General features: G+C 58.2%; 27 protein-coding genes. 13 read left to right on the top strand and 14 right to left on the bottom strand.

The annotated features are described in order from the left end of the window. The first annotated feature begins 51 nt into the window (after positions 1–51). Positions 52–921 carry an aldose 1-epimerase gene (locus AC3ISI_RS11725; RefSeq protein ID WP_489337098.1) on the top strand — a complete coding sequence of 290 codons (870 nt, stop codon included), beginning with the start codon at positions 52–54 and terminating at the stop codon, positions 919–921. 3 nt (positions 922–924) lie between these two features. On the opposite strand, the gene AC3ISI_RS11720 is transcribed toward AC3ISI_RS11725, so the two are convergent. Next, positions 925–1,725 (bottom strand): sulfite exporter TauE/SafE family protein, encoded by an 801-nt coding sequence (locus tag AC3ISI_RS11720; RefSeq protein ID WP_489337097.1) that lies wholly within the window; start codon positions 1,723–1,725, stop codon positions 925–927. A 162-nt stretch (positions 1,726–1,887) separates the two neighbouring features. On the opposite strand from AC3ISI_RS11720, the gene AC3ISI_RS11715 reads away from it, so the two are divergent. Further along, complete coding sequence (locus AC3ISI_RS11715; protein WP_489337096.1) at positions 1,888–2,751, top strand: MBL fold metallo-hydrolase; 864 nt, start codon at positions 1,888–1,890, stop codon at positions 2,749–2,751. Positions 2,752–2,828: 77 nt separating this feature from the next. On the opposite strand, the gene bkdR is transcribed toward AC3ISI_RS11715, so the two are convergent. Beyond that, positions 2,829–3,317: a Bkd operon transcriptional regulator BkdR gene (gene bkdR / locus AC3ISI_RS11710; RefSeq protein ID WP_027923281.1), complete on the bottom strand. Its 489-nt coding sequence runs from the start codon at positions 3,315–3,317 to the stop codon at positions 2,829–2,831. 185 nt (positions 3,318–3,502) lie between these two features. Here bkdR and AC3ISI_RS11705 point away from each other — a divergent pair, with 185 nt between their 5' ends. The 5 genes from AC3ISI_RS11705 (at position 3,503) to AC3ISI_RS11685 (ending at position 9,747) form a co-directional block, all read left to right on the top strand. Next, positions 3,503–4,738, top strand: a complete 1,236-nt coding sequence (locus tag AC3ISI_RS11705) for a 3-methyl-2-oxobutanoate dehydrogenase (2-methylpropanoyl-transferring) subunit alpha (RefSeq protein WP_489337095.1) — start codon at positions 3,503–3,505, stop codon at positions 4,736–4,738. Between the two features lies 1 nt (position 4,739). Next, the gene (locus AC3ISI_RS11700; RefSeq protein ID WP_489337094.1) at positions 4,740–5,804 is read left to right on the top strand and encodes an alpha-ketoacid dehydrogenase subunit beta; all 1,065 of its coding nucleotides are present in this window, start codon (positions 4,740–4,742) and stop codon (positions 5,802–5,804) included. After that, positions 5,805–7,076 (top strand): dihydrolipoamide acetyltransferase family protein, encoded by a 1,272-nt coding sequence (locus AC3ISI_RS11695; protein ID WP_489337093.1) that lies wholly within the window; start codon positions 5,805–5,807, stop codon positions 7,074–7,076. It begins immediately after the preceding gene. A gap of 18 nt (positions 7,077–7,094) precedes the next feature. Next, entirely contained in the window at positions 7,095–8,477 is a 1,383-nt protein-coding gene (lpdA, locus tag AC3ISI_RS11690; RefSeq protein WP_489337092.1) for a dihydrolipoyl dehydrogenase, read from the top strand. Between the two features lie 250 nt (positions 8,478–8,727). Continuing rightward, positions 8,728–9,747 carry a branched-chain amino acid aminotransferase gene (locus tag AC3ISI_RS11685; protein WP_489337091.1) on the top strand — a complete coding sequence of 340 codons (1,020 nt, stop codon included), beginning with the start codon at positions 8,728–8,730 and terminating at the stop codon, positions 9,745–9,747. A 96-nt stretch (positions 9,748–9,843) separates the two neighbouring features. On the opposite strand, the gene AC3ISI_RS11680 is transcribed toward AC3ISI_RS11685, so the two are convergent. Then, positions 9,844–10,599, bottom strand: coding sequence for an ArsR/SmtB family transcription factor (locus AC3ISI_RS11680; protein WP_489337090.1), 756 nt, complete (start codon positions 10,597–10,599; stop codon positions 9,844–9,846). Positions 10,600–10,681: 82 nt separating this feature from the next. On the opposite strand from AC3ISI_RS11680, the gene AC3ISI_RS11675 reads away from it, so the two are divergent. Next, a complete protein-coding gene (locus AC3ISI_RS11675) occupies positions 10,682–11,788 on the top strand; it encodes a cytochrome P450 (protein WP_489337089.1) in 1,107 nt (368 codons plus the stop codon). Between the two features lie 44 nt (positions 11,789–11,832). Here AC3ISI_RS11675 and AC3ISI_RS11670 read toward each other — a convergent pair whose 3' ends face one another. From AC3ISI_RS11670 to AC3ISI_RS11640, 7 genes are all read right to left on the bottom strand, one after another. Then, positions 11,833–12,306, bottom strand: coding sequence for an MEKHLA domain-containing protein (locus AC3ISI_RS11670; protein ID WP_489337088.1), 474 nt, complete (start codon positions 12,304–12,306; stop codon positions 11,833–11,835). A gap of 117 nt (positions 12,307–12,423) precedes the next feature. After that, positions 12,424–13,107, bottom strand: coding sequence for a hypothetical protein (locus AC3ISI_RS11665; protein WP_489337087.1), 684 nt, complete (start codon positions 13,105–13,107; stop codon positions 12,424–12,426). Between the two features lie 139 nt (positions 13,108–13,246). After that, positions 13,247–14,059, bottom strand: coding sequence for a cycle-inhibiting factor (locus AC3ISI_RS11660; protein ID WP_489337086.1), 813 nt, complete (start codon positions 14,057–14,059; stop codon positions 13,247–13,249). Positions 14,060–14,351: 292 nt separating this feature from the next. Further along, positions 14,352–14,591, bottom strand: coding sequence for a hypothetical protein (locus AC3ISI_RS11655; RefSeq protein WP_489337085.1), 240 nt, complete (start codon positions 14,589–14,591; stop codon positions 14,352–14,354). 181 nt (positions 14,592–14,772) lie between these two features. Further along, the gene (locus tag AC3ISI_RS11650) at positions 14,773–15,111 is read right to left on the bottom strand and encodes an FKBP-type peptidyl-prolyl cis-trans isomerase (RefSeq protein WP_223525169.1); all 339 of its coding nucleotides are present in this window, start codon (positions 15,109–15,111) and stop codon (positions 14,773–14,775) included. 70 nt (positions 15,112–15,181) lie between these two features. Beyond that, entirely contained in the window at positions 15,182–15,703 is a 522-nt protein-coding gene (locus AC3ISI_RS11645; RefSeq protein WP_489337084.1) for a hypothetical protein, read from the bottom strand. A gap of 36 nt (positions 15,704–15,739) precedes the next feature. Next, a complete protein-coding gene (locus tag AC3ISI_RS11640) occupies positions 15,740–16,474 on the bottom strand; it encodes a hypothetical protein (protein WP_489337083.1) in 735 nt (244 codons plus the stop codon). Between the two features lie 157 nt (positions 16,475–16,631). Here AC3ISI_RS11640 and AC3ISI_RS11635 point away from each other — a divergent pair, with 157 nt between their 5' ends. From AC3ISI_RS11635 to AC3ISI_RS11625, 3 genes are all read left to right on the top strand, one after another. Beyond that, positions 16,632–17,702 carry a diguanylate cyclase domain-containing protein gene (locus AC3ISI_RS11635; protein WP_489337082.1) on the top strand — a complete coding sequence of 357 codons (1,071 nt, stop codon included), beginning with the start codon at positions 16,632–16,634 and terminating at the stop codon, positions 17,700–17,702. 131 nt (positions 17,703–17,833) lie between these two features. Further along, the gene (locus AC3ISI_RS11630) at positions 17,834–18,439 is read left to right on the top strand and encodes a DJ-1/PfpI family protein (protein WP_489337081.1); all 606 of its coding nucleotides are present in this window, start codon (positions 17,834–17,836) and stop codon (positions 18,437–18,439) included. A 174-nt stretch (positions 18,440–18,613) separates the two neighbouring features. Then, positions 18,614–20,425 (top strand): monovalent cation:proton antiporter-2 (CPA2) family protein, encoded by a 1,812-nt coding sequence (locus AC3ISI_RS11625; RefSeq protein ID WP_489337080.1) that lies wholly within the window; start codon positions 18,614–18,616, stop codon positions 20,423–20,425. A 223-nt stretch (positions 20,426–20,648) separates the two neighbouring features. Here the strand turns inward: AC3ISI_RS11625 and AC3ISI_RS11620 are convergent, their stop codons facing one another. Continuing rightward, positions 20,649–21,587 (bottom strand): hypothetical protein, encoded by a 939-nt coding sequence (locus AC3ISI_RS11620; RefSeq protein WP_489337079.1) that lies wholly within the window; start codon positions 21,585–21,587, stop codon positions 20,649–20,651. 275 nt (positions 21,588–21,862) lie between these two features. On the opposite strand from AC3ISI_RS11620, the gene AC3ISI_RS11615 reads away from it, so the two are divergent. Both AC3ISI_RS11615 and AC3ISI_RS11610 read left to right on the top strand, forming a co-directional pair. Continuing rightward, positions 21,863–22,546: a response regulator transcription factor gene (locus AC3ISI_RS11615; protein WP_489337078.1), complete on the top strand. Its 684-nt coding sequence runs from the start codon at positions 21,863–21,865 to the stop codon at positions 22,544–22,546. Further along, positions 22,524–23,918 carry a sensor histidine kinase gene (locus AC3ISI_RS11610; protein WP_489337077.1) on the top strand — a complete coding sequence of 465 codons (1,395 nt, stop codon included), beginning with the start codon at positions 22,524–22,526 and terminating at the stop codon, positions 23,916–23,918. Before AC3ISI_RS11615 ends, AC3ISI_RS11610 begins: the two co-directional genes overlap by 23 nt. 145 nt (positions 23,919–24,063) lie before the next feature. On the opposite strand, the gene AC3ISI_RS11605 is transcribed toward AC3ISI_RS11610, so the two are convergent. Genes AC3ISI_RS11605 through AC3ISI_RS11595 form a run of 3 tightly spaced genes read right to left on the bottom strand, consistent with a single transcriptional unit; the run spans position 24,064 to position 26,317 of the window. Then, complete coding sequence (locus tag AC3ISI_RS11605) at positions 24,064–24,474, bottom strand: SRPBCC family protein (RefSeq protein ID WP_489337076.1); 411 nt, start codon at positions 24,472–24,474, stop codon at positions 24,064–24,066. Positions 24,475–24,500: 26 nt separating this feature from the next. After that, positions 24,501–25,298, bottom strand: coding sequence for an SDR family NAD(P)-dependent oxidoreductase (locus AC3ISI_RS11600; protein WP_489337075.1), 798 nt, complete (start codon positions 25,296–25,298; stop codon positions 24,501–24,503). A 2-nt stretch (positions 25,299–25,300) separates the two neighbouring features. Then, positions 25,301–26,317: an aldo/keto reductase gene (locus AC3ISI_RS11595; protein ID WP_489337074.1), complete on the bottom strand. Its 1,017-nt coding sequence runs from the start codon at positions 26,315–26,317 to the stop codon at positions 25,301–25,303. Between the last annotated feature and the right edge of the window lie 60 nt (positions 26,318–26,377).

Genomic DNA, 26,377 nt, shown 5'->3' with positions numbered 1-26,377 from the left:
CGCCGAACATCTGTAGCAGCTGGCGGTTTTCTAATATTGGAGCCAACTTGAATGACGGCAACACTTCTCGAACTCGAAGACGAACTGACCCACCTCACCCTCGCCCCTGAACTCGGTGGCAGTATCGTCAACTGGACCGTTCTCAGCACCGGTCAACCGCTGCTACGCCACAATGATTCCCATGCACTGAACACCGGTCTACCGGGCAAACTCGGTTGCTATCCCCTGGCCCCCTGGTCCAACCGCATCGCCGAAGGTGGCTTCGATTGCCCCGATGGCTGGCTGGCCCTGACGCCCAACAGCCTCACCGACCCCCTGCCCATCCACGGCAGCGCCTGGCAACAACCGTGGCAAGTGGTGTCGCAATCAGCCAACGAAGTGGTCCTGCAACTCGACAGCACCACACCGTTCGCTTATCGCGCCCGGCAACGCTTCCATCTAAACAAGGGGCAATTGAGCATCGAGTTGCAGGTCACTCACTTGGCCGATCGCGCCGCGTGGCATGGGCTCGGTTTGCACCCCTACTTTCCGCGCACCGCGAACACGCAGCTACAAGCCAAGGCCGCGCAAGTCTGGCTGTGCGATGGCTCAAAACTGCCCACTGAGTTGATTGCGCTACCGGCTGACCGGGACTTTCGTCAATTGGGCGCCTTACCCGCTTCTATGGTCGATAACGGTTTCTGCCACTGGGACGGCCATTGCCTGATCCAGCAACCGGACCTCGGGTATGCGTTGGAATGCCAGGCCACCGGCAGCGATTATTACCTGCTCTACTGCCCGGTCGGTCTGGAGTTTTTCTGCATCGAACCGGTCAGCCACCCGGTCAACGCGCATCACTTGCCTGGTCGACCGGGGTTGCGATTACTGGAGCAAGGTCAGTCGGCTGAGCTCGGGTTCAGCTTGCAGTATCAAGGGCTGTAACGCTCAGGCGCGCACCAGCATGTACACGGCGACGATCAGGCAGACACTGGCAAAGCCCACCTGCAATGCCCGCGCCGGTATGAGCGCACAGATTTTCCGGCCAATAATCATGCCGACGATGCTGGCGACGATGAAACTGGCGCCGAGGCTATCGATGCGCACACCGGCGTGAAACGCGCCGATCACGCCGATGGCGGAAATCAGACTAATCACCATCAGGGACGTGGCGACGATCCCGCGCATCTGTACGTCGGTCAGTTGCTTGAACGCCGGGACGATCAGAAATCCGCCGCCCACGCCCAGCAGTCCGGACACCACGCCCGTTACCGCGCCGAGCGCAGCCAAGGTCGCGGTACATTTGGCGGTCCAGGAAAAACGCCCGGTCTGCTGATCGAGCATGCAGTTTTTCTGCCCCCAGTTGGCGTGACCGTGATCACTCGGCCCTGCTTCCTGCCGCTCACGGCGCAGCATCCGCCAGGCGACCATGACCATCAGCAGGCTGAACAGAATCATCAGGATTTTTTCCGGCAATTGATGGGCGAAGTAGATGCCCACCGGAGAGAACACCGCGCCCAGCAACGCGATCAGCAACGCCGCACGGTACCGCACCAGGCCATGCCGCAACCCGTCAATCGCCCCGACCGCCGCCGCACTGCCCACCGCAAACAAGGCGACAGGTGCCGCTTGGGTCATAGTCAAACCCAACCCCAGCACCAGGGCTGGCACCGCAAGAATGCCGCCACCGGCCCCGGTCAACCCGAGGACCAGGCCCATGACCACTCCAAAAAAACTTGCCAGCAACATAAACCACTCGTGATCTGCGGAAAAAGGCCGGGAACGCCCGGTATCGATGACTGACAGGATAAAGCCCGCGCAGATTTTTTCATCAATTGAATTGATTCGGGGCTGGCTAATGTTGGGAGAATGAATCTACGCTCGGTACTTGTTCAAATAGAAATGTCCACCATGTCCGCCTTGATTGAAGCTTTCCTCGACCCCGCCTCGTCGACCTACAGTTACGTGATCTACGAAGCCGATGGCGGCCTGTGCGCCATCGTTGACCCGGTGCTCGACTACAATCCGGCAGCCGGAAGAACCTGCACCGTTCAGGCCGACAAAATCATCGCTTTCGTGCGCGATCATCAGTTGCAAGTGCAATGGTTGCTGGAAACCCACGCCCACGCCGATCACCTGTCTGCCGCGCCTTATCTGCGCCGCGAGCTGGGCGGCAAAATATCGATTGGTGAGTCGATCAGCAAGGTTCAAGGCGTGTTCAAAAGCCTGTTCAACCTTGAGCCGGAATTTCGCATCGATGGTTCGCAGTTCGATCACCTGTTCGCGCCGGACGAGTCGTTCATGATCGGCAACCTCAAGGCCACTGCCCTGCACGTGCCCGGCCACACGCCGGCGGACATGGCCTATCTGATTGACGATGAGCAGATCCTGGTTGGCGACACGCTGTTCATGCCCGATGTCGGCACTGCACGTTGCGACTTTCCTGGCGGTAACGCCAATCAGCTGTACACCTCGATTCGCAAACTGCTGGCCTTCCCGGCCAGCGTCAGTCTGTACGTCTGCCACGATTACCCGCCCGAAGGCCGCGAAGCCCAGTGCATGACTACGGTCGGTGAGCAGCGCAAAAGCAACATTCACGTGCATGACGGTATTGATGAGGCAGCGTTTGTCGAAATGCGCACGCGGCGTGATGCCGGGTTGGGCATGCCGAATCTGTTGCTGCCAGCGATTCAGGTAAATGTGCGGGCCGGGAACTTGCCCCCGGCCGAGAGTAACGGCGTGACTTACCTGAAAATCCCCATCAACAAACTCTGACTCCCTACCCCTTGATCGTTCCCACGCTCCGCGTGGGAATGCCGCCAGGGACGCTCCGCGTTCCGCTTCAATTGGGGCTAGCTCGAGAGGGTCAGGCCATTGGCCGGCAATGGCAGTGCGGTTTTGTAACGCACCTGCTTGAGCGCAAAGCTCGATCGAATGTTGGCCACGCCGGGGACTTTGGTGAGGAAGTCCATCATGAAGCGCTCCAGCGACTGGATGGTCGGCACCAATACCCGAATCAAATAGTCCGGGTCGCCGGCCATCAAATAGCACTCCATCACTTCAGGACGATCCGAGATCGCTTCCTCGAAATGCTGCAACGCCTCTTCCACCTGTTTCTCCAGACTGACGTGAATGAACACATTCACGTGCAGCCCCAACAGGTCCGCATCCAGTAGCGTCACTTGCTCACGAATCAGGCCCAACTCTTCCATGGCCTTGACCCGGTTGAAGCACGGCGTCGGCGACAGGTTGACCGAACGTGCGAGGTCGGCGTTGGTGATTCGCGCGTTCTCCTGAAGGCTGTTCAAAATGCCAATATCGGTACGGTCCAGTTTGCGCATGAGACAAAATCACCTGTTTTTTATGCTCGTGCAGATTTTTTATCCTCAAATGATCTTCAGCGCAACGAAACAGAGATAAATATTCTTCTTCGCCGGGCCTATGATTGTTGTAGGACAAGAATTCTTCCACAGAGGAATGACGGTCAGCTCACTACAAGAAATTCACAAGATCGAGCGTAGAAGCCATGAAACAAGCGTACGAACCGCTGCAACTGCACGTTCCCGAACCCTCGGGCCGTCCTGGCTGCAAAACCGACTTCTCCTACCTGCGTCTGACCGATGCCGGCACGGTGCGCAAACCTTCCATTGACGTTGAACCCGCCGACACTGCCGACCTGGCCAAAGGCCTGATTCGCGTGCTCGACGACCAGGGCAATGCCCTCGGTCCGTGGGCTGAAGACGTACCGGTCGAGATCCTGCGCAAAGGCATGCGCGCCATGCTCAAGACGCGGATCTACGACAACCGCATGGTGGTCGCCCAGCGTCAGAAAAAAATGTCGTTCTACATGCAGAGCCTCGGCGAAGAAGCCATTGGCACCGGCCAGGCCCTGGCCTTGAACATCGACGACATGTGCTTCCCGACCTACCGCCAGCAAAGCATCCTGATGGCCCGCGATGTGCCACTGGTGGGCCTGATCTGCCAACTGCTTTCCAACGAGCGCGATCCGCTCAAAGGCCGCCAGTTGCCGATCATGTACTCGGTGAAAGACGCCGGTTTTTTCACCATCTCCGGCAACCTCGCCACCCAATTCGTACAAGGTGTGGGCTGGGGCATGGCCTCGGCGATCAAGGGCGACACCAAAATCGCCTCGGCCTGGATCGGCGACGGTGCCACCGCTGAATCGGACTTCCATACCGCCCTCACCTTCGCCCACGTCTACCGTGCGCCGGTGATCCTCAACGTGGTCAACAACCAGTGGGCGATCTCCACCTTCCAGGCAATTGCTGGCGGTGAAGCCACCACGTTTGCCGGTCGTGGCGTCGGTTGCGGCATTGCCTCCCTGCGGGTTGATGGCAACGATTTCGTCGCGGTCTACGCCGCCTCTGCCTGGGCCGCCGAACGTGCGCGCCGCAACCTCGGCCCGACCATGATCGAATGGGTCACCTACCGCGCCGGTCCACACTCCACCTCCGATGATCCGTCCAAGTACCGTCCTGCCGACGACTGGAGTTACTTCCCGTTGGGCGACCCGATTGCGCGCCTCAAGCAGCACCTGATCAAGATCGGTCACTGGTCCGACGAGGAACACACCGCCGTCAGCGCCGAGCTGGAAGCCGAAGTCATCGCCGCACAGAAAGAAGCCGAACAGTACGGCACCCTCGCCGGCGGCCAGATTCCAAGCGCCGCGACCATGTTCGAAGACGTCTACAAAGAGATGCCGGAGCACTTGAAGCGCCAGCGTCAAGAGTTGGGGATCTGACATGAACGACCACAACAACACTATCGAGCTGAACACGGAAACCGCCATGACTACGACCACCATGACCATGATCCAGGCCCTGCGCTCGGCCATGGATGTGATGCTCGAGCGTGACGACAACGTCGTGGTGTTCGGCCAGGACGTGGGCTACTTCGGCGGCGTGTTCCGTTGCACCGAAGGCCTGCAGACCAAGTACGGCACCTCCCGCGTGTTCGACGCGCCGATCTCCGAAAGCGGCATCGTCGGCGTCGCCGTGGGCATGGGCGCTTACGGCCTGCGCCCGGTGGCCGAGATCCAGTTCGCCGACTACGTGTACCCGGCGTCGGACCAGATCATTTCCGAAGCCGCCCGCCTGCGTTATCGCTCGGCCGGCGAATTCACCGCCCCGATGACCCTGCGCATGCCTTGCGGCGGCGGCATTTATGGCGGCCAGACCCACAGCCAGAGCATCGAGGCGATGTTCACTCAGGTCTGCGGTCTGCGCACGGTCATGCCATCCAATCCTTACGACGCCAAAGGCTTGCTGATTGCCTCCATCGAAAACGATGACCCGGTGATCTTCCTGGAGCCAAAACGCCTGTACAACGGTCCGTTCGACGGCCATCACGACCGCCCGGTAACCCCGTGGTCGAAACACCCGGCCGCCCAAGTGCCGGACGGTTACTACACCGTGCCGCTGGACGTCGCCGCCATCGCTCGTCCGGGCAAGGACGTGACCATCCTGACTTACGGCACCACCGTTTACGTGTCGCAAGTCGCCGCTGAAGAAACCGGCATCGACGCTGAAGTCATCGACCTGCGCAGCCTGTGGCCGCTGGACCTGGACACCATTGTCAAGTCCGTGAAAAAAACCGGCCGTTGCGTAATCGTTCATGAAGCGACCCGTACCTGTGGCTTCGGCGCCGAACTGGTCGCACTGGTGCAAGAGCACTGCTTCCACTACCTGGAAGCGCCTATCGAACGCGTCACCGGTTGGGACACTCCCTACCCGCACGCACAAGAGTGGGCGTATTTCCCTGGCCCGTCCCGAGTGGGCGCGGCTTTGCATCGGGTTATGGAGGTCTGAATGGGCACGCACGTTATTAAAATGCCGGACATTGGTGAAGGCATTGCAGAAGTTGAATTGTCGGTGTGGCACGTCAAAGTCGGCGACATGGTCGTCGAAGATCAGGTGCTGGCCGATGTGATGACCGACAAGGCGATGGTCGACATCCCTTCGCCGGTCCACGGAAAGGTGATTGCGCTGGGCGGTGTGCCGGGCGAAGTCATGGCCGTTGGCAGCATCCTGATCAGTATTGAAGTGGAAGGCGCGGGCAACGTTAAAGAGTCGGCGCAGCCTGCTCCCGTTAAAGAAGCGCCGGTTGCAGCGCCTACAGTTGCAGCCGTTGTCGAAAGCAAACCGGTCGCTGCCGCAGCGCCGCGAGTGGCGGTTTGCCAAGGCCCGATGGTGGCTCGCGAGGCCGACGAACGTCCGCTGGCCTCCCCGGCCGTGCGAAAACACGCGCTAGACCTCGGCATTCAATTGCGCCTGGTACGTGGCAGCGGCCCAGCCGGCCGTGTGTTGCACGAAGACCTCGACGCCTATCTGGCGCAAGGTCAGTCGAATGCATCGACCGTGACCTCCGCTTACGCCCAGCGTAACGACGAAGAGCAAATCCCGGTCATCGGCATGCGCCGTAAAATTGCCCAGCGCATGCAGGACGCTACACAGCGCGCCGCACACTTCAGTTACGTCGAAGAAATCGACGTGACAGCCGTCGAAGAACTGCGCGCGCACCTGAACGAAAAACACGGCGCAACCCGTGGCAAGTTGACCTTGCTGCCGTTCCTGGTCCGCGCCCTGGTGGTTGCCCTGCGCGACTTCCCGCAGATCAACGCCCGTTACGACGACGAAGCCCAGGTCATCACCCGCCTCGGCGCGGTGCATGTGGGCATCGCCACCCAGGCCGACATCGGCTTGATGGTGCCGGTGGTCCGTCATGCCGAAGCCCGCAGCCTGTGGGACAACGCCAGCGAAATCTCCCGTTTGGCTACCGCTGCACGCAACGGCAAGGCCAACCGCGATGAATTGTCCGGTTCGAGCATTACCCTGACCAGCCTCGGAGCCTTGGGCGGCATCGTCAGCACCCCCGTGCTGAACCTGCCGGAAGTGGCGATCGTCGGCGTCAACAAAATCGTCGAACGCCCGATGGTGGTCAAAGGCCAGATCGTGATCCGCAAGATGATGAACCTCTCCAGCTCCTTCGATCACCGCGTGGTCGACGGCATGGACGCGGCGCAATTCATCCAGGCCGTTCGTGGCCTGCTCGAACAACCCGCCACCTTGTTTGTGGACTGATTTTTGTTGGAGAGCACAATGCAAACTTTGAACACCACGCTGCTGATCATCGGCGGTGGCCCTGGCGGTTATGTGACGGCAATTCGTGCCGGTCAACTGGGCATTGCAACCATTCTGGTGGAAGGCGAATCGCTGGGCGGCACCTGCCTGAACATCGGCTGCATTCCGTCCAAGGCGTTGATCCACGTGGCTGAGCAGTTCCACCAGACGCAACACCACAGCCAGCATTCGCCCTTGGGCATCAGCGTTTCTGCGCCGACCCTCGACATCAGCAAGAGCGTTGAATGGAAGGATGGCATTGTCGATCGCCTGACCACTGGCGTCGCAGCGCTTCTGAAAAAGAACAAAGTCCAGGTGATTCAAGGCTGGGCCAAGGTCGTCGACGGTAAAACCATCGACGTCGGCGACACTCGCATTCAGTGTGAACACCTGGTGCTGGCCACCGGGTCGAAAAGCGTAAACCTGCCAATGCTGCCGATTGGCGGCCCGATCATTTCCTCCACCGAAGCCTTGGCACCGACGTCCGTGCCAAAGCGGCTGGCCGTGGTCGGTGGCGGTTATATCGGTCTGGAACTGGGGATTGCCTATCGCAAACTCGGCGCCGACGTCAGCGTGGTCGAGGCGCAGGAACGCATCCTGCCCGCCTATGATGCCGAACTGACTCAGCCGGTACACGACGAACTGAAAAAGCTCGGCGTGAAGCTTTACTTGAAACATAGCGTTCAAGGCTTTGATTCAACAAGCAATTTGCTGCAAGTACTGGGTCCTGATGGCGACACCCTGAACCTGGAAACCGACCAGGTCTTGGTGGCCGTCGGTCGCAAACCTAACACCCAGGGCTGGAACCTCGAAGCGCTGAACCTGGACATGAACGGCTCGGCGATCAAGATCGATCACCGTTGCCAGACCAGCATGCGCAACGTGTACGCCATCGGCGACTTGAGCGGCGAACCGATGCTCGCGCACCGAGCCATGGCTCAGGGCGAGATGGTGGCCGAACTGATCAGCGGTAAAACCCGTGAATTCAACCCCACCGCTATTGCGGCCGTGTGCTTTACCGACCCGGAACTGGTGGTGGTCGGCAAGACCCCGGATGAGGCCAAGACCGCCGGTCTGGACTGCATCGTTTCGAGCTTCCCGTTCGCGGCCAATGGCCGGGCGATGACGCTGGAATCGAAAAGCGGCTTCGTGCGGGTGGTCGCTCGTCGGGACAATCATGTGATTGTCGGCTGGCAGGCAGTGGGCGTCGGGGTTTCCGAGCTGTCCACGGCCTTCGCCCAAAGCCTGGAAGTGGGCGCGCGGCTGGAAGACATCGGCGGCACCATCCATGCGCATCCGACCTTGGGCGAGGCTGTTCAAGAAGCGGCGTTGCGTGCGTTGGGGCATGCATTGCACCTGTAACTAGCGCAATTGATGGCGGCAGTGATTGCCTCTTCGCGAGCAGGCTCGCTCCCACATTGGATTTGTGGCGTTCACATAACCCTGTGGGAGCGAGCCTGCTCGCGAATTCTCAAGGACAACACAATTTATCTGTCAGTCAGCCGATAGTCTGGACTGCGATTTCGCTCCGGAATGAAGTATTGTTGTCCCCATCCAAAAAACGTCAGAAGCCTTGAACCGTTTCGGCGGTTGTTCAGTGATAGAGGGTGTCATGGGTAACGAAAGCATCAATTGGGACAAGCTGGGTTTTGACTACATCAAGACAGACAAGCGTTTCTTGTCGTACTGGCGCAATGGCGAGTGGGACAAAGGCACCCTGACCGAAGACAACGTGCTGCACATCAGCGAAGGCTCCACCGCCCTTCACTATGGCCAGCAGTGCTTCGAAGGCATGAAGGCCTATCGTTGCAAGGACGGTTCGATCAACCTGTTCCGCCCGGACCAGAACGCCCTGCGCATGCAGCGCAGCTGTGCACGCCTGCTGATGCCGTTCGTCGAAACCGAACAGTTCATCGAAGCCTGCAAAGCAGTGGTCCGCGCCAACGAGCGTTTCATCCCGCCTTACGGCACCGGCGGCGCGCTGTATCTGCGTCCGTTCGTGATCGGCGTGGGTGACAACATCGGCGTGCGTACCGCCCCCGAGTTCATCTTCTCGATCTTCGCCATTCCGGTCGGTGCCTACTTCAAGGGCGGCCTGACTCCGCACAACTTCCTGATCTCCAGCTTCGACCGTGCCGCCCCACAAGGCACCGGCGCGGCCAAGGTCGGTGGCAACTACGCCGCCAGCCTGATGCCAGGCTCCCAGGCCAAGAAAGCGCACTACGCCGACTGCATCTACCTGGACCCGATGACCCACACCAAGATCGAAGAAGTCGGCTCGGCCAACTTCTTCGGGATCACCCACGACAATAAGTTCGTCACCCCGAACTCGCCGTCGGTCCTGCCAGGCATCACCCGCCTGTCGCTGATCGAGCTGGCCAAATCGCGTCTGGGCATGGAAGTGATCGAAGGCGACGTGTTCATCGACAAGCTCTCGGACTTCAAGGAAGCCGGCGCTTGCGGTACCGCGGCCGTGATCACCCCGATCGGCGGCATCAACTACAACGACCACTTGCACGTGTTCCACAGCGAAACCGAAGTCGGCCCGGTCACCCAGAAGCTCTACAAAGAGTTGACCGGTGTACAGACCGGCGACATCGAAGCGCCAGCGGGCTGGATCGTCAAGGTTTGATCTGAAGCGGCTGTTCGCTTGAGCAAAAAAGCCCGGCTATCAATTGGATAGCCGGGCTTTTTTTCGCCTTCTATTTTTTAGCGTTACCCTTCAAATTCAATGGGTAACGGAAATATCTTGATGCCTTTTATCAATAGATATCGATGATCCGCTTGAAGACGGCAGCGCCAGGTCAAACTGCGCACCAAGCGCCTTGCGCCCCATCGGCGTCAACGTCAACGCCCGGCTGTCCAGGTCCTGCGTCACCCACTTGCGTTTGATCGCGGATTGCAGCAACTCCGCCCCCAACGAGCCACCCAGATGTGGCCGACGCATGCTCCAGTCCAGACACGGACAGGCGAAACGGCGACGCAGCGTACTCAGGTCCTTGACCTCAATGCCCAATCCTTCAAACAGCGCCTCGCCGCTGTCGCTCAACCGATAAGCCTGCTCATCGGTTTCCAGCAACCAGCCTTTTTCCAGCATCCGGTCATGCAGCAGCACCGCCAACGTGCCGGCCATGTGGTCGTAGCAGGTGCGAGCGAATTGCAAGCGATCCGGCGTGCGCGAGTTGAACGTCGGCGCGGTGTTCTGGCCGATCACCATCAGCGCTTCCAGTGCCTGGGCCACGCGCTTGTCCGCCAGGCTGTAATAACGATGGCGGCCTTGTACGTGCAGCCGCACCAATGCCAATTCCTTGAGTTTGGCCAAATGCGCACTGGCGGTGGAGGCGCTGACTTCGGCAATCGCCGCCAGTTCGGTGCTGGTGCGGGCGTGGCCATCCATCAGCGAACAGAGGATTTTCGTCCGGGCCGGCTCCGCAATGGCTGCCGCTACCTGAGAGACGCCGATGTCGTGTTGTTTTGCGTTCATATTTCGCTCCCGGACGAATCAAGGGCCCTTAGGACTGGAGATAGTAGCAACACTTTCCCCGCCACAAACAAGGCTGCGACCCATGGACCCAATCATCGCTGCGACTCATACCGACCCTTATCCCTATTACGCGCAATTGCGTGCCCAAGGAGGACTGATTTTTCACGAAGGACTAAAAATGTGGGTGGCCAGTACTGCCCGAGCGGTCGCCGCCGTGCTCGCCCATCCTGATTGCCATGTACGGCCGACCGCTGAACCGGTGCCCAGGGCGATTGCCGACGGTATGGCGGGCAAGGTATTCGGGCAGTTGATGCGGATGAATGAAGGCGAACGGCAGCGCTGCCCGAGGACGGCGATTGAGCCGGGGTTGGCGTTGATCGATAGAAACGAAGTCAATGCATTGGTGGCGGCGCGATTGATCACGCCCGACGCCGACGGTTTGTACAACGCCATGTTTCGCGGGCCGGTGTGCGTGGTGGCGGCTTTGCTGGGGTTCACGCCGGCCCAGGGTCGGTCGATCAGCGAGCTGACAGCAGATTTCGTGGCATGCCTGTCGCCGCTCAGCGATCAGGCGCAACTCGACGCTGCGCAGGCTGGCGCTGAACATTTACGGGGTTACTTCATTGAATTGCTCGACGACCCGGACAATAAAAGCCCGCTGCTCGCCGGAATTGGCGGGCGCTTCGCTGGTGACCACGAAACGCTGATCGCCAATCTGATTGGTCTGTTTTCCCAAACGTTTGAAGCCACTGCGGGGCTGATCGGCAATGCGCTGTTGGCGGTGATTCGACATCCATCGCTTCAGCAGACCTGCGTAGATGATTTGATTGCCGAAACCCAGCGTTTTGACCCGTCGGTGCAGAACACTCGCCGGTTTGTCGCCGAGCCCTGTGAAATCGAGGGCGTGCGCCTGCATGCGGGCGATGTGGTTCTGTTGCTGTTGGCGTCGGCCAATCGCGATCCGCAGCTGAATGACAGCCCGGACGTCTTTCGTCTGGATCGCTCGCAGCGCCGCAGTTTTACCTTTGGCGCGGGGCGGCATCAGTGTCCGGCGCAAATATTGGCGCTGGGGATTGCCAGTGCGACGTTGAGGGAGATTCTGGCGCACCAGCCTGCGCTGGAGCGATTGGCCTGGGCATACCGGCCTTCGTTGAATGGGCGGATTCCGGTGTTTCGGGATGTGCCGTGAGATCGCGAAGACGCCATGACAAAGGACGCATCATTCAAAACCTGTCAATCAATTACACCAACGCGCGCTCTATCCGGCCAGAACAATGCTGCCTGTCCCCGATGTTCGCCGTGCTGATCGATCAGGGTCCAGACTTTGCCTTCGTAAATCATGAAGGCATTGCCGTCCCTGTCCACTCGCCAGCCGCTATAGCCATGAGCAATCCCGTTGGCCGTGACCTGTTCCAGCAGTGTCTGGCGTATGGCTCGGTCCAACGGCGAAGCGCTGAACCGTGACGGCATACCAAGGAACTGCGAGCGATCGTATTTGAAACAGGCCAGCGTCTGTTCATTGGCATAGAAGAAACAAGGATCGTCTTCAGTGCCATGGGCTAACAGGCTGTACGGCGCGTGCTCGTGCAACCAGTGCAAGCGTTCCGTTCCGGTCAGTGATTCAGGGGCCGGCAGACCCTGGCCGGTCCAGTGCCGAAAAGCCTCGTCCAGCAGTTGAACAGCTGCATATTCGTTGATTGGCGACACGCGCCCTCCCAAAACACGGCGTTGGTGATAGGACGCGCCATAGCCTATCTAAACCGATCAGACAAATCCTTTGCCATCTCACCCCAATCGACAACTGCTCATTCTACTCAGGGACACTCAAACCGCTGGGTTAACATATTCCCCGCACGCATTGGACAGAACATTAGCAACAAAGGTATTGCAGTTATACAAACCATCTGATCCGCCGCCGTATATTTGTTGTGTATTTTTTAGCATTTCCCCTTCCAAGCCGAGCGCAAACGCAACCCTGCTAAAAGTATTTAATTTATCAGATTGCAACTTTTGGCCGGTGCTTGGGAGGTGTATTTTATATGTATCTCCATGCAGAAAAAAATTATCTGGCTTTGTATCAATTCGCTCGCTAAGGCGTAGCCCCATGTGGTACCTATCACTATGCCATACCAAACAATCCATTCTGCCAGCCTCAACCATCTCTATCCTGTTAAATGTACACTCACCTCCGCCGACGTCTTTTACAATCAGCATTGAGCTATGCACCAAAAGATCATCGTGATGGTATTGGCTTAGGCTATTTTTGATACTGGACGTTCTAATGAGCACGTCGTTTTCTGAAATGAAGTCAATACTATCGATCTTCGTTGCAAACAACGCATTACTCAAAATTCTATGCATTCTACTTATAGAGCACTCATGACAAGGAATGGCATTGACCGCATCCAGATCCATCTGCAACCCTTGCGCCGCATCGAGTGGTCTAACATTGCCTATATGTTGTGCTATTGGATTTGTTTGTTGCGTATTGTTTGAGTGGATACACATAGTCCGCTCCTATCGCAATACCTGATCAAGCAGGCTTGCTGGATTCATTTGATCCTAATTTCGTAAACAAGGTTGTGCAACATAAAAAATCAGCGACGCCCGCTCCATTACGACGATACAAAACGAAGGATGGCCGCATTTAATTGCACAAGGAGACAATAGCATCCACATTTTGTTGCAATCTATCTGGATCATATTCTTGAACTTGAAATTTACTGGGCTTTCCCAACCGCAGGCGTTCTGCATTGAGGATGAGAGGGTTACCGTCAATATCAAACGGCTTCGCTATGCACCCCAGATCGATATTGCCCGAAGCCATGTTGTCGAAGTGCTCACAAACATCGTTCATGTCAATTAGGATATGTGCCTTTTCCCGCATCCAGTCAGTGAGCGAGACACTTCGGGTTACACCGCCACCGAGATCCGATTGATAGAGAAAAGCCGGACGTATTTTTTCATCACCGGCAGGGATATCAACTATATAAGCGTGACCGAGCCCACCATCCTGCACTCTAAGCAAAAAGTGCTTATCAATAGGCAAAGAGCTCAGTTTTGACTTCAACATTGATAAATCCAGATTTTCCGCCTTCGAATAACTGTAGCTATTTTCTTCGCCGTCCAGAAACAGCTTCATGATGTTATTCGCAGAAAGTCCGCATACAGGGTCGCGAAAAGTGCTGGCGCCGCCTACCATCGCCTCTACCTCATGCAGTGGCATGCCCCATTCAGCAGCTATTTGCTTGTTACCCTCATTGATAATTGCCATGGTTTTTTTGGGATCTCTTTGGAAGATCGGTACGCCATCGTCACTCTCATTAAAAAGGATATTTGCCTCAATATTGCTCCCCGCGAGGAGGGCGAAGTTCTGTAATAATTTCGTGGATATATTTTGAGGGAAGACGCTTTTTATTGCCGCAGCCTGTACCGTATGTGGTACTGCTGGTTGAGTCAAAGAGCTCGCTGGAATATTCGTAGCTGAAATTATAATTTTGTTTCACCTTTGTCTGGTTGTAGCGGTGTTTAAACAGCAGCATCCCAAAACAGGGACGGATCCATGCCTAATGCTCGCCCAGCGAGGGCCACTGTTTTGCTGCGAATCTTTCCGATAGGAAAATGGCAGCGCTACCAAGTTATTCTGAACGAGCCAGGAGCGGGTCGGCTGTCCTTTTTCGCTCATCCGAAGGGAAGAATTGGCGCTGATCGAAGCGCTGCATGCAGGGGGCGAGGCTGGATGCGTTTAAACGTTAGCCACTGAACAAGAATTCGCCGCTGTTGACGTTGAACAACGTGATGGCGACGCCGCACATGGGGTCGGCGACGCATGAGACGCGGGAGACGATGGCCACGAGTGCGGTGGATTCACTGATGGCGTTAGCTGTGGAGCGGACGAAGAGTTTGGCGAATGCCGGGGCGTGGCAAGGCTGAGTCTTTCGGCGTTTGTAAGCCAGCCTGCTCGCGAAGGGGCCATCAAATTCGACGAACATATTCAGGCTCGCCGCGGCTCATTTGTAACTAATCCCCGACTTGTAACAACGGCCAGAGTTTCAGAACGGTCATACACGTTTGCCGACATTGACCTATTCACGTGACCCGCCGAGGGATCGAAGGCAAAGCCATTGTGGTGAAGGGGCTTGCCCCTCGCCACAGGCTCCGATCAGGCCTGCGTCAATCATCCCGAGTCAGCACTTCCAGCAGTTCAATCTCGAAAATCAGGTTCGAATTCGGCGTGATTTTGCCCATCGTCCGTTCGCCATACGCCAGATGCGCCGGCACCAGCAATTTGCGCTTGCCGCCCACCTGCATCCCCATAATCCCCTGATCCCACCCTTTGATAACCCGGCCAGTGCCAATCACGCACTGGAAAGGTTTACCACGGCTGTAGGACGAGTCGAATTCAGTGCCGTCTTCCAGCCAGCCACGGTATTGGGTGGTGATCAGCGCGCCTTTGACGGCGGCTTTACCGTCGCCTGGCTGGAGGTCGATGATTTGCAGTTCTTCATTCATGACGATGATGGTCTGTTTGCGGTATTCGAGGGACGTGGTTTTCCCAGAAAATCATTCTGCTTGCAACTCTTCAGGTGCCCTTATCGGGGTGGGACAACATTTCCACGACTTTTTTGTCTTCCTTCTGCTTCGCATCGACCGCGAAGTCCTTGCCGAAGATCGCTTCCGGAAGGATCCATTTGCCCACACTACTTTTCTGGTCGGTCACAATGCCGATCTGATCTCCTTTGGCGAAATCAAACCAATGCAGATCCGGGAATTGTTTCAAGTCGAGGGTCTGGACCGTATTCCCCTCCATGACCTCAATTTTTTTGGCGGTCGGGTCCACGCTAACCACCTCCAGCGGTGAGCGAGTAATCAACGACGGCGCCATGACAACGATGACATTGTTGGTCGTACATCGTTGGCTCGTCGGCTGGATCTTTCCGTCCGCCGAACTATGTGGCCGCTTTTCGCAATCCACAAAAATCCCCGAATGGTCCACGGTTTCGTTGCCAAGGTACTGTTCGCCACTGGGCATTATCAATATCTGTTCGCCCTGCGCCGCGCTCACAAACAGAGCGAGGGTCAGGGCAATCGTCAGTCTGGTCATAGCGCACCTGCCATTGGTCCAGTCCCGCGTCGTGACTTACAGGAACTCGTCGAAAAATAATGTCCAAGTCATTCTCGGGATGTTGGGCACATCTATTTCAACGTAGGTCACCTGCTTTTTTGGCACTTGATACACCGTGCCGAATGAATCGTAACGTTGCGGCTGCTTTTCGGTTTTCATCAGCACCTTTTGAACCAGCACGTAGTACGTCTCGCCCGTTTCAATCAGCAGCACGGCTTCTTTAATCCCGCCATCCTTGCTGGCCGTTGCCATCATCAGTTCCGGCGGAAAGTTTTTGACCTGTTTGTCGTCGAAGTGCAGGCGAATCGGGTGCAATACGCCGCCGTCGCGAACTTGCTGGGCCTGCAGCGTTCCGAAATACTCGGCCAGTAATGAGGTGCCCCCCAGGCCGCAAACCAAAAAAATCGCGAACAAGGCCTTGTGCAGGAAGTAAGGAAACAACTTGCGATCCGAAGACCAGGCACCATTAAGTGCGACATAACCGATGGCACCACCGCCCAGAATGATCAGGATCCAGACGCCGAGCTGTTTCGCCACAGTCCAGGCAAACGCCAGATAGAAATACAGAGAGATATCCAGCGACACCAGCGGTATGCCGAACGTCTTGAAGTAATAAAACAAATGCAGCCAGGAATAGAAAAACAGGTAAGCCGCAAACAGCAACGTCGGTCCACCAAAATGCGCCGACAACTGTGAACTCTCCGGTGCAGGTGGTGGGGGCGTCGGGCCAGACGCGTTTACCTGAGACATGCTGAGGATCTCCTGCCAGACGGACGATCACGAAGCTGATGGCGTGCACAGAAAGTCTAGCGCTCGCTAGATAGAAAGCGACTGCAACCAAGCAGTCCGGTGAACTAACATAAGCACCAACGTTTCCCTCGGTTTAATACCCAATGACTCTCCCTGAATGAATTTGGTCTGGACCAGCGCAGCCATCGGCTCAGTCATGCTTGCCCTGCTCATCGCGATGTTCTATCGAGAGCGCTCGCTGAAAAAACAATTGGGCGAGTGTCGTGCACTGATTGCCAGCCTGTCCGAAGGACCGTCCATACGCCAGGATGGCGACGCAGAACGCTTCAAACGCAGCCAATACTTCGCCCGTATCGGCACCTGGGATTGGGACGTCGACACCGACAAGCTCTACTGGTCGGACGCGATCTACGGCATGTTCGGCTTCAAGATCGGCGAAGTAACGCCCTCCTACGCGCTGTTTTGCTCCTGCGTACACCCGGAGGACCGCGCCAGCGTGCGCGCCGGGGAATTGCGGTGCCTGGAAACCGGGGAAAACCATGACGAGGAATACCGCGTCGTCTGGCCCGACGGCAGCATTCACTGGCTGCGAGAGACCGGCAACGTGGTCAAGAACGACCACGACGCCACCATCAAAATGATGGGCGTAGTACGCGACATTACCGAGGAAAAAGCCTCCGCCCGCTACCTGCAACACCTGGCTCATTACGATCCACTGACCGGGCTGCCCAATCGGCTCGTGCTGGAAGAACGCCTGTCCGAGGCACTGGAACAAGCGCGTATTGGCGCCACACGGGTTGCGCTGGTGTTTGTCGACCTCAACGGTTTCAAAGCCATCAACGATCACTACGGCCATGCGGCCGGCGACCGCGTCCTGATCGCCACCGCCACGCGGTTAAAGAAAATATTGCGCTCAACCGACACCGTCGCCCGGATCGGCGGCGACGAATTTGTGGTCATTCTCCAAGGATTGCCTCAGGGCATTAGCCTGCAGGATGAAGCGCGCAGTATCTGCCAGAAAATTTTCGTCGAACTGTCACCGCCGATCAGCATCGGCAACGACCAGCGCCACATCGGCACCAGCCTTGGGGTCGCGGTGTACCCGGACCATGCGCCGAGCATGGACCGGCTGATTCATATTGCGGATCTGGCGATGTATGAGGCCAAGCGCAGTGGGAATAATCAGTATCGGTTGGGCACCGAGAGCCCGGTGCGAGCGCCTAATTAATTAGGCTTTAACGCCCTACTGTGTTTGCGAAGAATCATTCCTTACTGTTGCGATGATTCTGCACCTTACTGTACCGGGGGTTGCGCCTCGGGTCGGCGTAGGCTGCGTGAACACACTCAGGACTAGCCGCCATGCACATTGCCATTCTGACCTTCGACGGTTTCAACGAACTGGATTCCCTGATCGCTTACGGCATGCTTAGCCGGGTGTCGCTGCAGGGTGACAAGGACTGGCGTGTGAGCATCGCTTCGCCGACACCGCGAGTCACGTCCATGAATGGATTGACCATCGATGCGCAGATTGATCTTGCCCAGGCTTGTCAGGCGGATGCTGTGCTGGTCGGCAGCGGACGCCAGACCCGTGAAGTGGCTGAAAATCCGGCGATTATGGATCAACTGCGTTTCGACCCAAACCGCCAGTTACTGGCCGCGCAATGTTCTGGCACCTTTTTGCTGGCAAAGCTCGGCTTGCTCGGCGACGCCCCCGCTTGCACCGATGCCATCAGCAAGCCTTGGGTGCAGGCGGCTGGTGTAAATGTCGTCAATCAGGCGTTTTACGCCAATGGGAATGTCGCGACGGCGGGTGGATGTTTGTCGGCGCAATATTTGGCGGTGTGGTTTTTGGCTCGACTGAAAGGCACTGAAGCGGCGCGGGAGGTGCTGCACAACTTCGCGCCAGTGGGTGAGAAGGAAGAGTATGTGGCTCGGGGGATGGCGCATATCGAGGCGTTTATCTGATTGCTCGGTTGTTTGGTTCGGCGTCTCCGCTGGCAAGCCAGCTCCTACCGATGAGCGCGTTCCTCTGTGGGAGCTAGCTTGCCAGCGATAGCGGTTTGTCAGTCAACACGGCTGACGCATCCCGCCACAGCCTTTATCCTTGGCGCTCCGCCGTATCGAGTTCTGGAGTAAGCCATGCCCCATGAAGGGAACCTGTTGCAAGCCGCTGTCGTGTTTCTGTTCGCGGCGGTGCTCACCGTGCCCTTGGCCAAGCGTCTGCAATTGGGAGCCGTGCTGGGTTATCTGTTTGCCGGCGTCCTCATCGGGCCGTCGGTGCTGGGGTTGATCAGCGACCCGCAGCGTGTCAGCCACATCTCTGAACTTGGCGTTGTATTGCTGTTGTTCGTCATTGGCCTGGAACTGTCGCCGCGACGCTTGTGGGTGATGCGCAAATCGGTGTTCGGCGTTGGCCTGGCGCAGGTGCTGCTGACGGGCTCGGTGATGGGTGGGCTGGCGCTGTTCGTCTTTGGTCAGCCACTGAACAGCGCCATCGTGCTCGGTCTTGGCCTTGCCTTGTCGTCCACCGCGTTTGGCTTGCAAAGCCTGGCCGAACGCAAGGAGTTGACCAGCCCTCACGGTCGGTTAGCATTTGCGATTCTGCTGTTTCAGGACATCGCCGCGATCCCGCTGATCGCCATGGTGCCGCTGCTGGCGGGTGGAGATCACGCCAGCACAGAGGCCGACAATGTGAATCATGGCCTGAGGGTGTTGGGCAGCATTGCGGTGGTAGTGATCGGCGGACGCTATCTGCTACGCCCGGTGTTTCGCGTAGTGGCCAAGACCCGTTTGCCGGAAGTGTCTACTGCGACGGCGCTGCTGGTGGTGATCGGTACGGCGTGGTTGATGGACCTGGTCGGCGTGTCCATGGCGCTTGGCGCGTTCCTCGCCGGGTTGCTGTTGGCGGACTCTGAATACCGTCATGAACTGGAAGCGCAGATCGAACCGTTCAAAGGCCTGCTGCTGGGGCTGTTCTTTATCAGCGTCGGTATGGGGGCCAACCTGAGCCTGCTGCTCAGCGCGCCAATTGCAGTGCTCGGGTTGACGCTACTGCTGATCGCAATCAAGTTGCCGCTGCTGTTTATCGTGGGCCGATTGGCCGGCGGCTTGAGCAAAGTCAATGCGTTGCGTTTGGGCATCGTGTTGGCGGCCGGTGGTGAATTCGCGTTTGTGGTGTTCAAGATCGGCCGCGATCAGGGCTTGTTCGAGCCGCACCTGTACGATTTGCTGGTGCTAACCATAACCCTGTCCATGGCGGTGACGCCGCTGCTGTTGCTGCTGTGCGCACGGCTGTATTCGCCCAAGGTGCAACCCGTCGTGGTGCCGGAAACATTCCGCCAAATCGACACCGATGCGCCGCGTGTGGTGATTGCCGGCATGGGCCGGATGGGTCAGATCGTGTCGCGGATTCTGCGGGCGCAAAACATCAAGTTCGTAGCGCTCGACACCTCCGTGGAAACCATTGAACTGTCCCGCAGTTTCGGCGGTGTGCCGGTGTTTTATGGTGACCCGATGCGCCCGGAAATCCTCAGCGCGGCCAAGGTCGAACAGGCCGAATATTTCATCATTGCTACCGATGATCCGGACACCAATATCAAGACCGCCGAGGTGGTGCATCGGTTGTATCCGCACATCAAAATCATCGCTCGGGCGCGTAACCGCCAGCATGTGCATCGCCTGGTGGACCTTGGCGCCGAGGCGATTCGCGAAACTTATTATTCGAGCCTCGAAATGAGTCGCCGCACGCTGGTTGGCCTGGGGCTGACTCAGGCTCAGGCCGATGCGCGGATCAAGCGCTTCCAGCATCACGATGAGCAGGTGCTGGAAGCGCAGCATGCCGTGTATGACGATGCGGCGAAGGTGTTGCAGACCGCGCAGGAAGCGCGGGCTGAGCTGGCTAAATTGTTTGAGTCGGATCAGTTGGAGGAGCAGGAGGCGGGTAAGGTTTAAGCGGTATGGCGACTGTTATGACGTCATCGCGGGCAAACCACGCTCCCACAGTGTGACAGTGTTCCCCTGTGGGAGCGCGGCTTGCCCGCGATGAACGATAACGCGGTTTAACGTCAGGCCCGAGCTTCAGCTATTAATGCATGAACAAGGCGATCAGGATGATGATCGGGATGGGCACGCCGAGAAAGAACAGCAGTAATGAGCGCATGATGATTCTCCTGGGTTAGCGAACAGGTGGCAGTGATGCAGTGGTGAGGTAAGCGTCGGTTTCCACATACACCACGGCGTCCCGACGACGACCGCCATAGGTGGCGGCAAGGCTGGCGAAAAACGCACCAATCAGCAGGGCGATGAACATCCACAGCGATGTCCAGGCAGCGACTTTGGCGGCGGTGTCAGCAGCTTGCTGGGCCGCGAGTTTGGCGTCGGCAATGGCTTTTTGAGTGCGGGCGTAGACGTCATCGACACGACGTTCGGCGTCTGCCTGGCTCAGGTTGGTGCGTTGGGCAACCATTTGCGCGAGATAGGTCCGGTCCTCGGCTGACAATTGGCCATTGCTCAGGCTGCGCGCGAAGATGCGGGTCACCGTGCTACGGGCGGCGTCATCGCTGACGTTGGCCGGACTATCGGAACGGAACAGGCTGTCGACGAAGTAACCGAACTGATCGCTGTCGGTTTTTCCGGCAGCAGTGCCTGCGGCTTGAGTCGCCACACTGGCCGCCCCGCCGACAACATTCGCCCCGGCCTGTACACCACCGCTGACGATACTGCTGACCGAGCCGACCACCAGGGTCGCAGTCACCAATGTCGCCACGCACCAGGCGAGGAAGCCATGGGCGGTATCACGGAAATACACTTCATCCCCATGCATGTTGGCCCACTTGACCCGCAAACGGCCGGCAATGTAGCCACCGAGCCCGGATGCCACGATCTGCGTCACCGCCAGCCAAACGATGGTTGAGATGCCCAGGCCCTTGGCGCTCACGCCTTCATTGGCCCACGGCGAGACCGCCGAAAAACCCAGGCCGAAACCGAGCAGCACGAGGATCAGCGACAACGCCGCCGCAGCAGCGGCCCCGGCGAAGATCGCCCCCCAAGACACACCCGAGAGCGTGCTTGTTTCTTCAGCGACGGGATAGAAACCATCAGAAGATCTATTCATTGTTGTATCGCTCCAGGCAGGAAAGATGGTGTTACAACTCTTCAAATGCACCATTGCAGCCACCGTGCCAGTCGCGATTGTTAAATATTTCTTTATTTTTCAAATACCTATAAAGATTGAACTTCCTTTTCTCATGCAATTTGCAAGGAATGCCTCAACGCAGCGGGTTTTCTGCATTGATTAAAATAATGAGCGCATGAAGTTTTATTTAGAAAGCCTTCGATCATTTCTTGGCAAAATGCTGCACATTGAGAACCGCTATTCAGGCCCGCCCTATGACCCGCATCTTGACCATCGAAGACGACGCCGTGACCGCCCGGGAAATCGTCGCCGAATTGAGCAGCCACGGCCTCGATGTCGATTGGGTCGACAATGGCCGTGAAGGCCTGGAGCGTGCGGTCAGTGGCGACTACGACCTGATCACGCTCGACCGCATGCTGCCAGAGCTCGATGGCCTGGCGATTGTCACTACACTGCGGACCATGGGCGTGGCCACGCCGATCCTGATGATCAGTGCCCTCTCCGACGTCGATGAGAGGGTGCGCGGTTTGCGCGCGGGCGGTGACGATTATCTGACCAAGCCGTTCGCCACCGATGAAATGGCCGCCCGTGTTGAAGTGCTGCTGCGCCGAAAGAACACCGTCACCGCCCAGGCCACCACACTGCGAGTGGCGGATTTGGAGCTCAACCTGATCAGCCACGAAGCCAGCCGCGCCGGCCTGCTGCTGACGCTGCTGCCAACCGAATACAAATTGCTCGAATTCCTGATGCGCAACACCGGGCAGATTCTGTCGCGCATGATGATTTTCGAAGAAGTCTGGGGTTACCACTTCGACCCCGGCACCAACCTGATCGACGTGCACATTGGCCGTCTGCGCAAGAAAATCGACTCGCAAGGCCAGGTACCACTGATTCGGACCGTGCGAGGCTCGGGTTATGTCATTGCCGAACCCGTCTAACGGCTGGCGTTCCTCCAGCAGCCGCTTGCTGGCGCTCTACAGCTCGCTGTTTGTGATCTGGAGCGCGATCCTCATGGGCGTCATGTACTACGAGGTGTCCGCTTACCTCGACAACCTGGCCAAACACTCGCTGATGCAACGTCAGCATTTGTTTTCGCACTTTCAGGGCGAACAATTGGCGGACGCCCTCGCCGTCAGCATGACCTTCGACATTCGCGGCATCGACGCTTATGGCCTGTTCGATGCTCAGCACCGCTACCTCAGCGGTGCCCTGCGCCACATGCCCGAAGGCCTGCCGCTGGACGGCAAGATCCACATGCTCAGCGACTGCACCGACTCCGACGACCCGACCCTGCCCGCCGACAGTTGCGACGCGGTCGCGACCCAGACCCAGGACGGTCACTGGCTGGTGCTGGTGCGCGACAACGGTTCGTTGTTCGCCGTTACCCGGATCATCCTTCATGCGCTGCTCTGGGGCGTCACGCTGACGATCATTCCTGGCATCGCCGGTTGGCACCTGTTGCGGCGCCGGCCAATGCGGCGTATCCGCGCCATCCAGGCCAGCGCCGAAGCCATCGTTGCCGGTGATTTGACCCGACGCCTGCCCTTGTCCAATCGCCGCGATGAACTGGACATGCTCGCCGCCATCGTCAACGCCATGCTGGAACGCATCGAGCGTTTGATGCACGAGGTCAAGGGTGTCTGCGACAACATCGCCCACGACCTGCGCACCCCGTTGACGCGTCTGCGGGCGCAGCTGTACCGGATTCAGCAGCAGGCTGAAGACGGCTCGACGCTGGCCGTGCAACTGGATTCCGTGCTTGGTGAAGCGGACACCTTGATGGCGCGCTTTCGCGGGTTGCTGCGAATTTCCGAGCTGGAGGATCGCCAGCGCCGCTCGGGTTTTGTGCAAGTGGACCCGGTGCCGTTGCTGCAAGAGCTGCACGACTTTTACCTGCCGCTGGCGGAGGAAGGCGAACTGATTTTCAAACTGCAATTACCTGCGACCTTGCCGGCGCTGAACGGAGATCGGGCACTGTTGTTTGAAGCCGTGGCGAATCTGCTGAGCAACTCGATCAAGTTCACGCCGCCGGGGGGCGAGGTGGTTTTGCGCGGGGTCAGCGAGGGAGGGTTTACCCGAATCGAAGTGCTTGACTCCGGGCCGGGCATTCCAGAGGCCGAGCGCGAGGCAGTGTTTCAACGCTTCTATCGTGCTGAAGGGGGTCATCAGAAAAGCGGGTTTGGGTTGGGATTGTCGATTGTTGCGGCGATTGCCAGCCTGCATGGGTTTGCGCTTGAAGTGGGCAGCAGCGAACTCGGTGGCGCGCGGTTGGTGCTGGATTGTCGGCAGAGCCTGATTCCGCAGACCTGACTCGAATCCCCCGGATTGACACAAAACCTGTGGGAGCGGGCTTGCCCGCGATGGCGGCCTGACAGAGAAATTTATGTCGTCTGACACTCCGCTATCGCGGGCAAGCCCGCTCCCACAGGGATTTATGCTGTTTGCTAAACAGGTATCAGGCTGGGTAATTGGCCCGCAGTGCTTTGAGCCCACCCTGATAAATCCCGCTAAACAACGCCACCACTTCTTCCTCACTCACCCCCACAGGCGTAAACCGCCCCGACCACGTCACACGAGTCCCCTGCCCCTGCGCTTCAACCTTGATCGTCGCCAAATACGCAGTGGCCGGAAACGGCGCTTGCTCAATCGAATAGCTGTACGTCTTCGCGGCGTTATCAAACGCCTCAAGCCGCTCAACGATCACCGCGCCGTCGGCAGTTTGCAGGCTGCGCACTCGCCCGCCTTCGCTCAGTTCGCTCTTCGGAATAAACGGCAGCCAGTCCGGCAGCGAGTTGAAGCCGCCGATCAAATGCCACACGTCATCGGCCGAAGCCGGGATATCAACAAACGCTGATGCAGTTGCCATGTAACCCTCTCTCTTAATCAAAAAAATCAAATCGCCATGCTGTCGACAACACCACCATCAACACGCAATGCCGCGCCGGTCGTGGCCGAGGACAGCGGCGAAGCGATGTAGGCCACCAGGTTCGCCACCTCCTCGACATCCGCCACGCGCTGGATAATCGACGTCGGCCGCGCCTTGAGCACAAACGCATCGGCTTCTTCTCGAACGCTGCGGCCGGAGGCGGCGGTGGCGTCCTTGAGCATCTGCTCAAGGCCATCGGTCAGCGTCGGGCCAGGCAGGATCGCATTGACCGTGACACCCGTGCCCGCCAGCCGCTTGGCCAGCCCATGGGACACCGCCAGGTTGGCGCTTTTGGTCACGCCATAGTTGAGCATGTCGGCCGGGATCGAGATGCCAGATTCCGAGGACACGAAGATCACCCGGCCCCAACCCTGCTTGACCATGTCCGGCACGTAATGCCGTGACAGGCGCACACCAGAGATCACGTTGACCTCATAAAACCGCGCCCACTCGCTGTCCGGCGTGTCGAAGAAATCCACGTCGTTAAAGATCCCGAGGTTGTTCACCAGAATGTCCGCACGCGGTTCGGCAGCGAACAACACGTCGGCACCTTCGGCAGTGCCCAAATCGGCGGTCAGGCCACGCAGCTGCGCGCCCGGCACGCTTTGACGAATGCTCGCCAGTGCCTGATCGACCTTGGCCGTCTCGCGGCCGATCACTACCACCGTGGCGCCGGACTCGGCCAACGCCTTGCTGATGCCCAAGCCAATGCCGGCGGTGCTGCCGCTGACAATGGCGAGTTTCCCAGTCAGATCAATTTTCATGCTCAAACTCCTGTGATCGGCAATGGCGCACGTTCGGACACCAGTTTTGCCTCACGCATCGCCTGCCAGAATGCTGGGGGAATCGCCGCCGACAGCGCGGCAACGTCTTCAGCAATCCGCTCTGGACGGCTGGAACCTGGAATCACCGCCGCCACCGCCGGGTTGGCTAACGAGAACTGCAAGGCTGCCGCTTTGATGTCGACCCCATGCGCGGCGGCGATGCGTTTGATGTGCTCGACTTTGTTGATGATCGCCGGGCTGGCTTTCTGGTACTCGAAGTGCGCACCACCCGCCAGAATGCCCGAGCTGTAAGGGCCACCGACTACGATCTCGACGTTCTGTGCCAGTGCGGCATCCATCAAACGTTGCAACGCGCGGTCGTGGTCGAGAAGAGTGTAGCGACCCGCCAGCAGAAAGCCGTCCGGTTGCGCTTCGGTCAGATCAAGGGTCAGTTCGCACGGCTCGACCTTGTTCACGCCCAGGCCCCAGCCCTTGATCACGCCTTCTTCGCGCAAACGGGTCAACACTTTGAACGCGCCGGTGCGGGCCTGGTTGAAGTACTCCAGCCATTGATCGCCGTAGAAGTCCTGCGCAATGTCATGCACCCAGACGATATCCAGACGATCGGTTTGCAGACGCTTGAGGCTGTCTTCGATGGAGCGCATCGTCGCGTCGGCGCTGTAGTCGTTGACGATCTTGTTCGGGCGACCGTGTTCGAACACCCCGCTCTTCTCGCCCAGGTCACGGGCCGCCGTGTCTTCGACTTCATCCAGAATGACCCGGCCGACTTTGCTGCTCAGCACGTAGTCGTCACGGTTGTATCGGGACAGCGCGGCGCCCAAACGGAGTTCCGACAGGCCCGAACCGTAGAACGGCGCGGTGTCGAAGTAACGCACGCCAGCATCCCAGGCGGCGTGCACGGTAGCGAGCGCCTCGTCTTCAGGAATGGCGCGGAACATGTTGCCCAAGGGTGCGGTGCCGAAACCCAGCGCGCCGGGCAGTTTGTCTTTCAAGCTCATGATTCAATCCTCATCAGTTTCAGTGGCCAGTTGCCTGACCGTTGAGCAGATCCTAGATTG

The sequence above is a fragment of the Pseudomonas sp. GL_139_B genome (genome assembly GCF_057834475.1).
The sequence above is the reverse complement of the archived record's forward strand: the minus strand, read 5'-3'. Positions and strand labels throughout refer to the sequence as shown.

What these genes read in the sequence shown, in the direction of transcription:
- AC3ISI_RS11725 (WP_489337098.1), top strand. Translation starts at nt 52, where the DNA reads ATGACGGCAACACTTCTCGAACTCGAAGACGAACTGACCCACCTCACC.
- AC3ISI_RS11720 (WP_489337097.1), bottom strand. Translation starts at nt 1,725, where the DNA reads ATGTTGCTGGCAAGTTTTTTTGGAGTGGTCATGGGCCTGGTCCTCGGG.
- AC3ISI_RS11715 (WP_489337096.1), top strand. Translation starts at nt 1,888, where the DNA reads ATGTCCGCCTTGATTGAAGCTTTCCTCGACCCCGCCTCGTCGACCTAC.
- bkdR (WP_027923281.1), bottom strand. Translation starts at nt 3,317, where the DNA reads ATGCGCAAACTGGACCGTACCGATATTGGCATTTTGAACAGCCTTCAG.
- AC3ISI_RS11705 (WP_489337095.1), top strand. Translation starts at nt 3,503, where the DNA reads ATGAAACAAGCGTACGAACCGCTGCAACTGCACGTTCCCGAACCCTCG.
- AC3ISI_RS11700 (WP_489337094.1), top strand. Translation starts at nt 4,740, where the DNA reads ATGAACGACCACAACAACACTATCGAGCTGAACACGGAAACCGCCATG.
- AC3ISI_RS11695 (WP_489337093.1), top strand. Translation starts at nt 5,805, where the DNA reads ATGGGCACGCACGTTATTAAAATGCCGGACATTGGTGAAGGCATTGCA.
- lpdA (WP_489337092.1), top strand. Translation starts at nt 7,095, where the DNA reads ATGCAAACTTTGAACACCACGCTGCTGATCATCGGCGGTGGCCCTGGC.
- AC3ISI_RS11685 (WP_489337091.1), top strand. Translation starts at nt 8,728, where the DNA reads ATGGGTAACGAAAGCATCAATTGGGACAAGCTGGGTTTTGACTACATC.
- AC3ISI_RS11680 (WP_489337090.1), bottom strand. Translation starts at nt 10,599, where the DNA reads ATGAACGCAAAACAACACGACATCGGCGTCTCTCAGGTAGCGGCAGCC.
- AC3ISI_RS11675 (WP_489337089.1), top strand. Translation starts at nt 10,682, where the DNA reads ATGGACCCAATCATCGCTGCGACTCATACCGACCCTTATCCCTATTAC.
- AC3ISI_RS11665 (WP_489337087.1), bottom strand. Translation starts at nt 13,107, where the DNA reads ATGTGTATCCACTCAAACAATACGCAACAAACAAATCCAATAGCACAA.
- AC3ISI_RS11655 (WP_489337085.1), bottom strand. Translation starts at nt 14,591, where the DNA reads ATGTTCGTCGAATTTGATGGCCCCTTCGCGAGCAGGCTGGCTTACAAA.
- AC3ISI_RS11650 (WP_223525169.1), bottom strand. Translation starts at nt 15,111, where the DNA reads ATGAATGAAGAACTGCAAATCATCGACCTCCAGCCAGGCGACGGTAAA.
- AC3ISI_RS11645 (WP_489337084.1), bottom strand. Translation starts at nt 15,703, where the DNA reads ATGACCAGACTGACGATTGCCCTGACCCTCGCTCTGTTTGTGAGCGCG.
- AC3ISI_RS11640 (WP_489337083.1), bottom strand. Translation starts at nt 16,474, where the DNA reads ATGTCTCAGGTAAACGCGTCTGGCCCGACGCCCCCACCACCTGCACCG.
- AC3ISI_RS11635 (WP_489337082.1), top strand. Translation starts at nt 16,632, where the DNA reads ATGAATTTGGTCTGGACCAGCGCAGCCATCGGCTCAGTCATGCTTGCC.
- AC3ISI_RS11630 (WP_489337081.1), top strand. Translation starts at nt 17,834, where the DNA reads ATGCACATTGCCATTCTGACCTTCGACGGTTTCAACGAACTGGATTCC.
- AC3ISI_RS11625 (WP_489337080.1), top strand. Translation starts at nt 18,614, where the DNA reads ATGCCCCATGAAGGGAACCTGTTGCAAGCCGCTGTCGTGTTTCTGTTC.
- AC3ISI_RS11620 (WP_489337079.1), bottom strand. Translation starts at nt 21,587, where the DNA reads ATGAATAGATCTTCTGATGGTTTCTATCCCGTCGCTGAAGAAACAAGC.
- AC3ISI_RS11615 (WP_489337078.1), top strand. Translation starts at nt 21,863, where the DNA reads ATGACCCGCATCTTGACCATCGAAGACGACGCCGTGACCGCCCGGGAA.
- AC3ISI_RS11610 (WP_489337077.1), top strand. Translation starts at nt 22,524, where the DNA reads ATGTCATTGCCGAACCCGTCTAACGGCTGGCGTTCCTCCAGCAGCCGC.
- AC3ISI_RS11605 (WP_489337076.1), bottom strand. Translation starts at nt 24,474, where the DNA reads ATGGCAACTGCATCAGCGTTTGTTGATATCCCGGCTTCGGCCGATGAC.
- AC3ISI_RS11600 (WP_489337075.1), bottom strand. Translation starts at nt 25,298, where the DNA reads ATGAAAATTGATCTGACTGGGAAACTCGCCATTGTCAGCGGCAGCACC.
- AC3ISI_RS11595 (WP_489337074.1), bottom strand. Translation starts at nt 26,317, where the DNA reads ATGAGCTTGAAAGACAAACTGCCCGGCGCGCTGGGTTTCGGCACCGCA.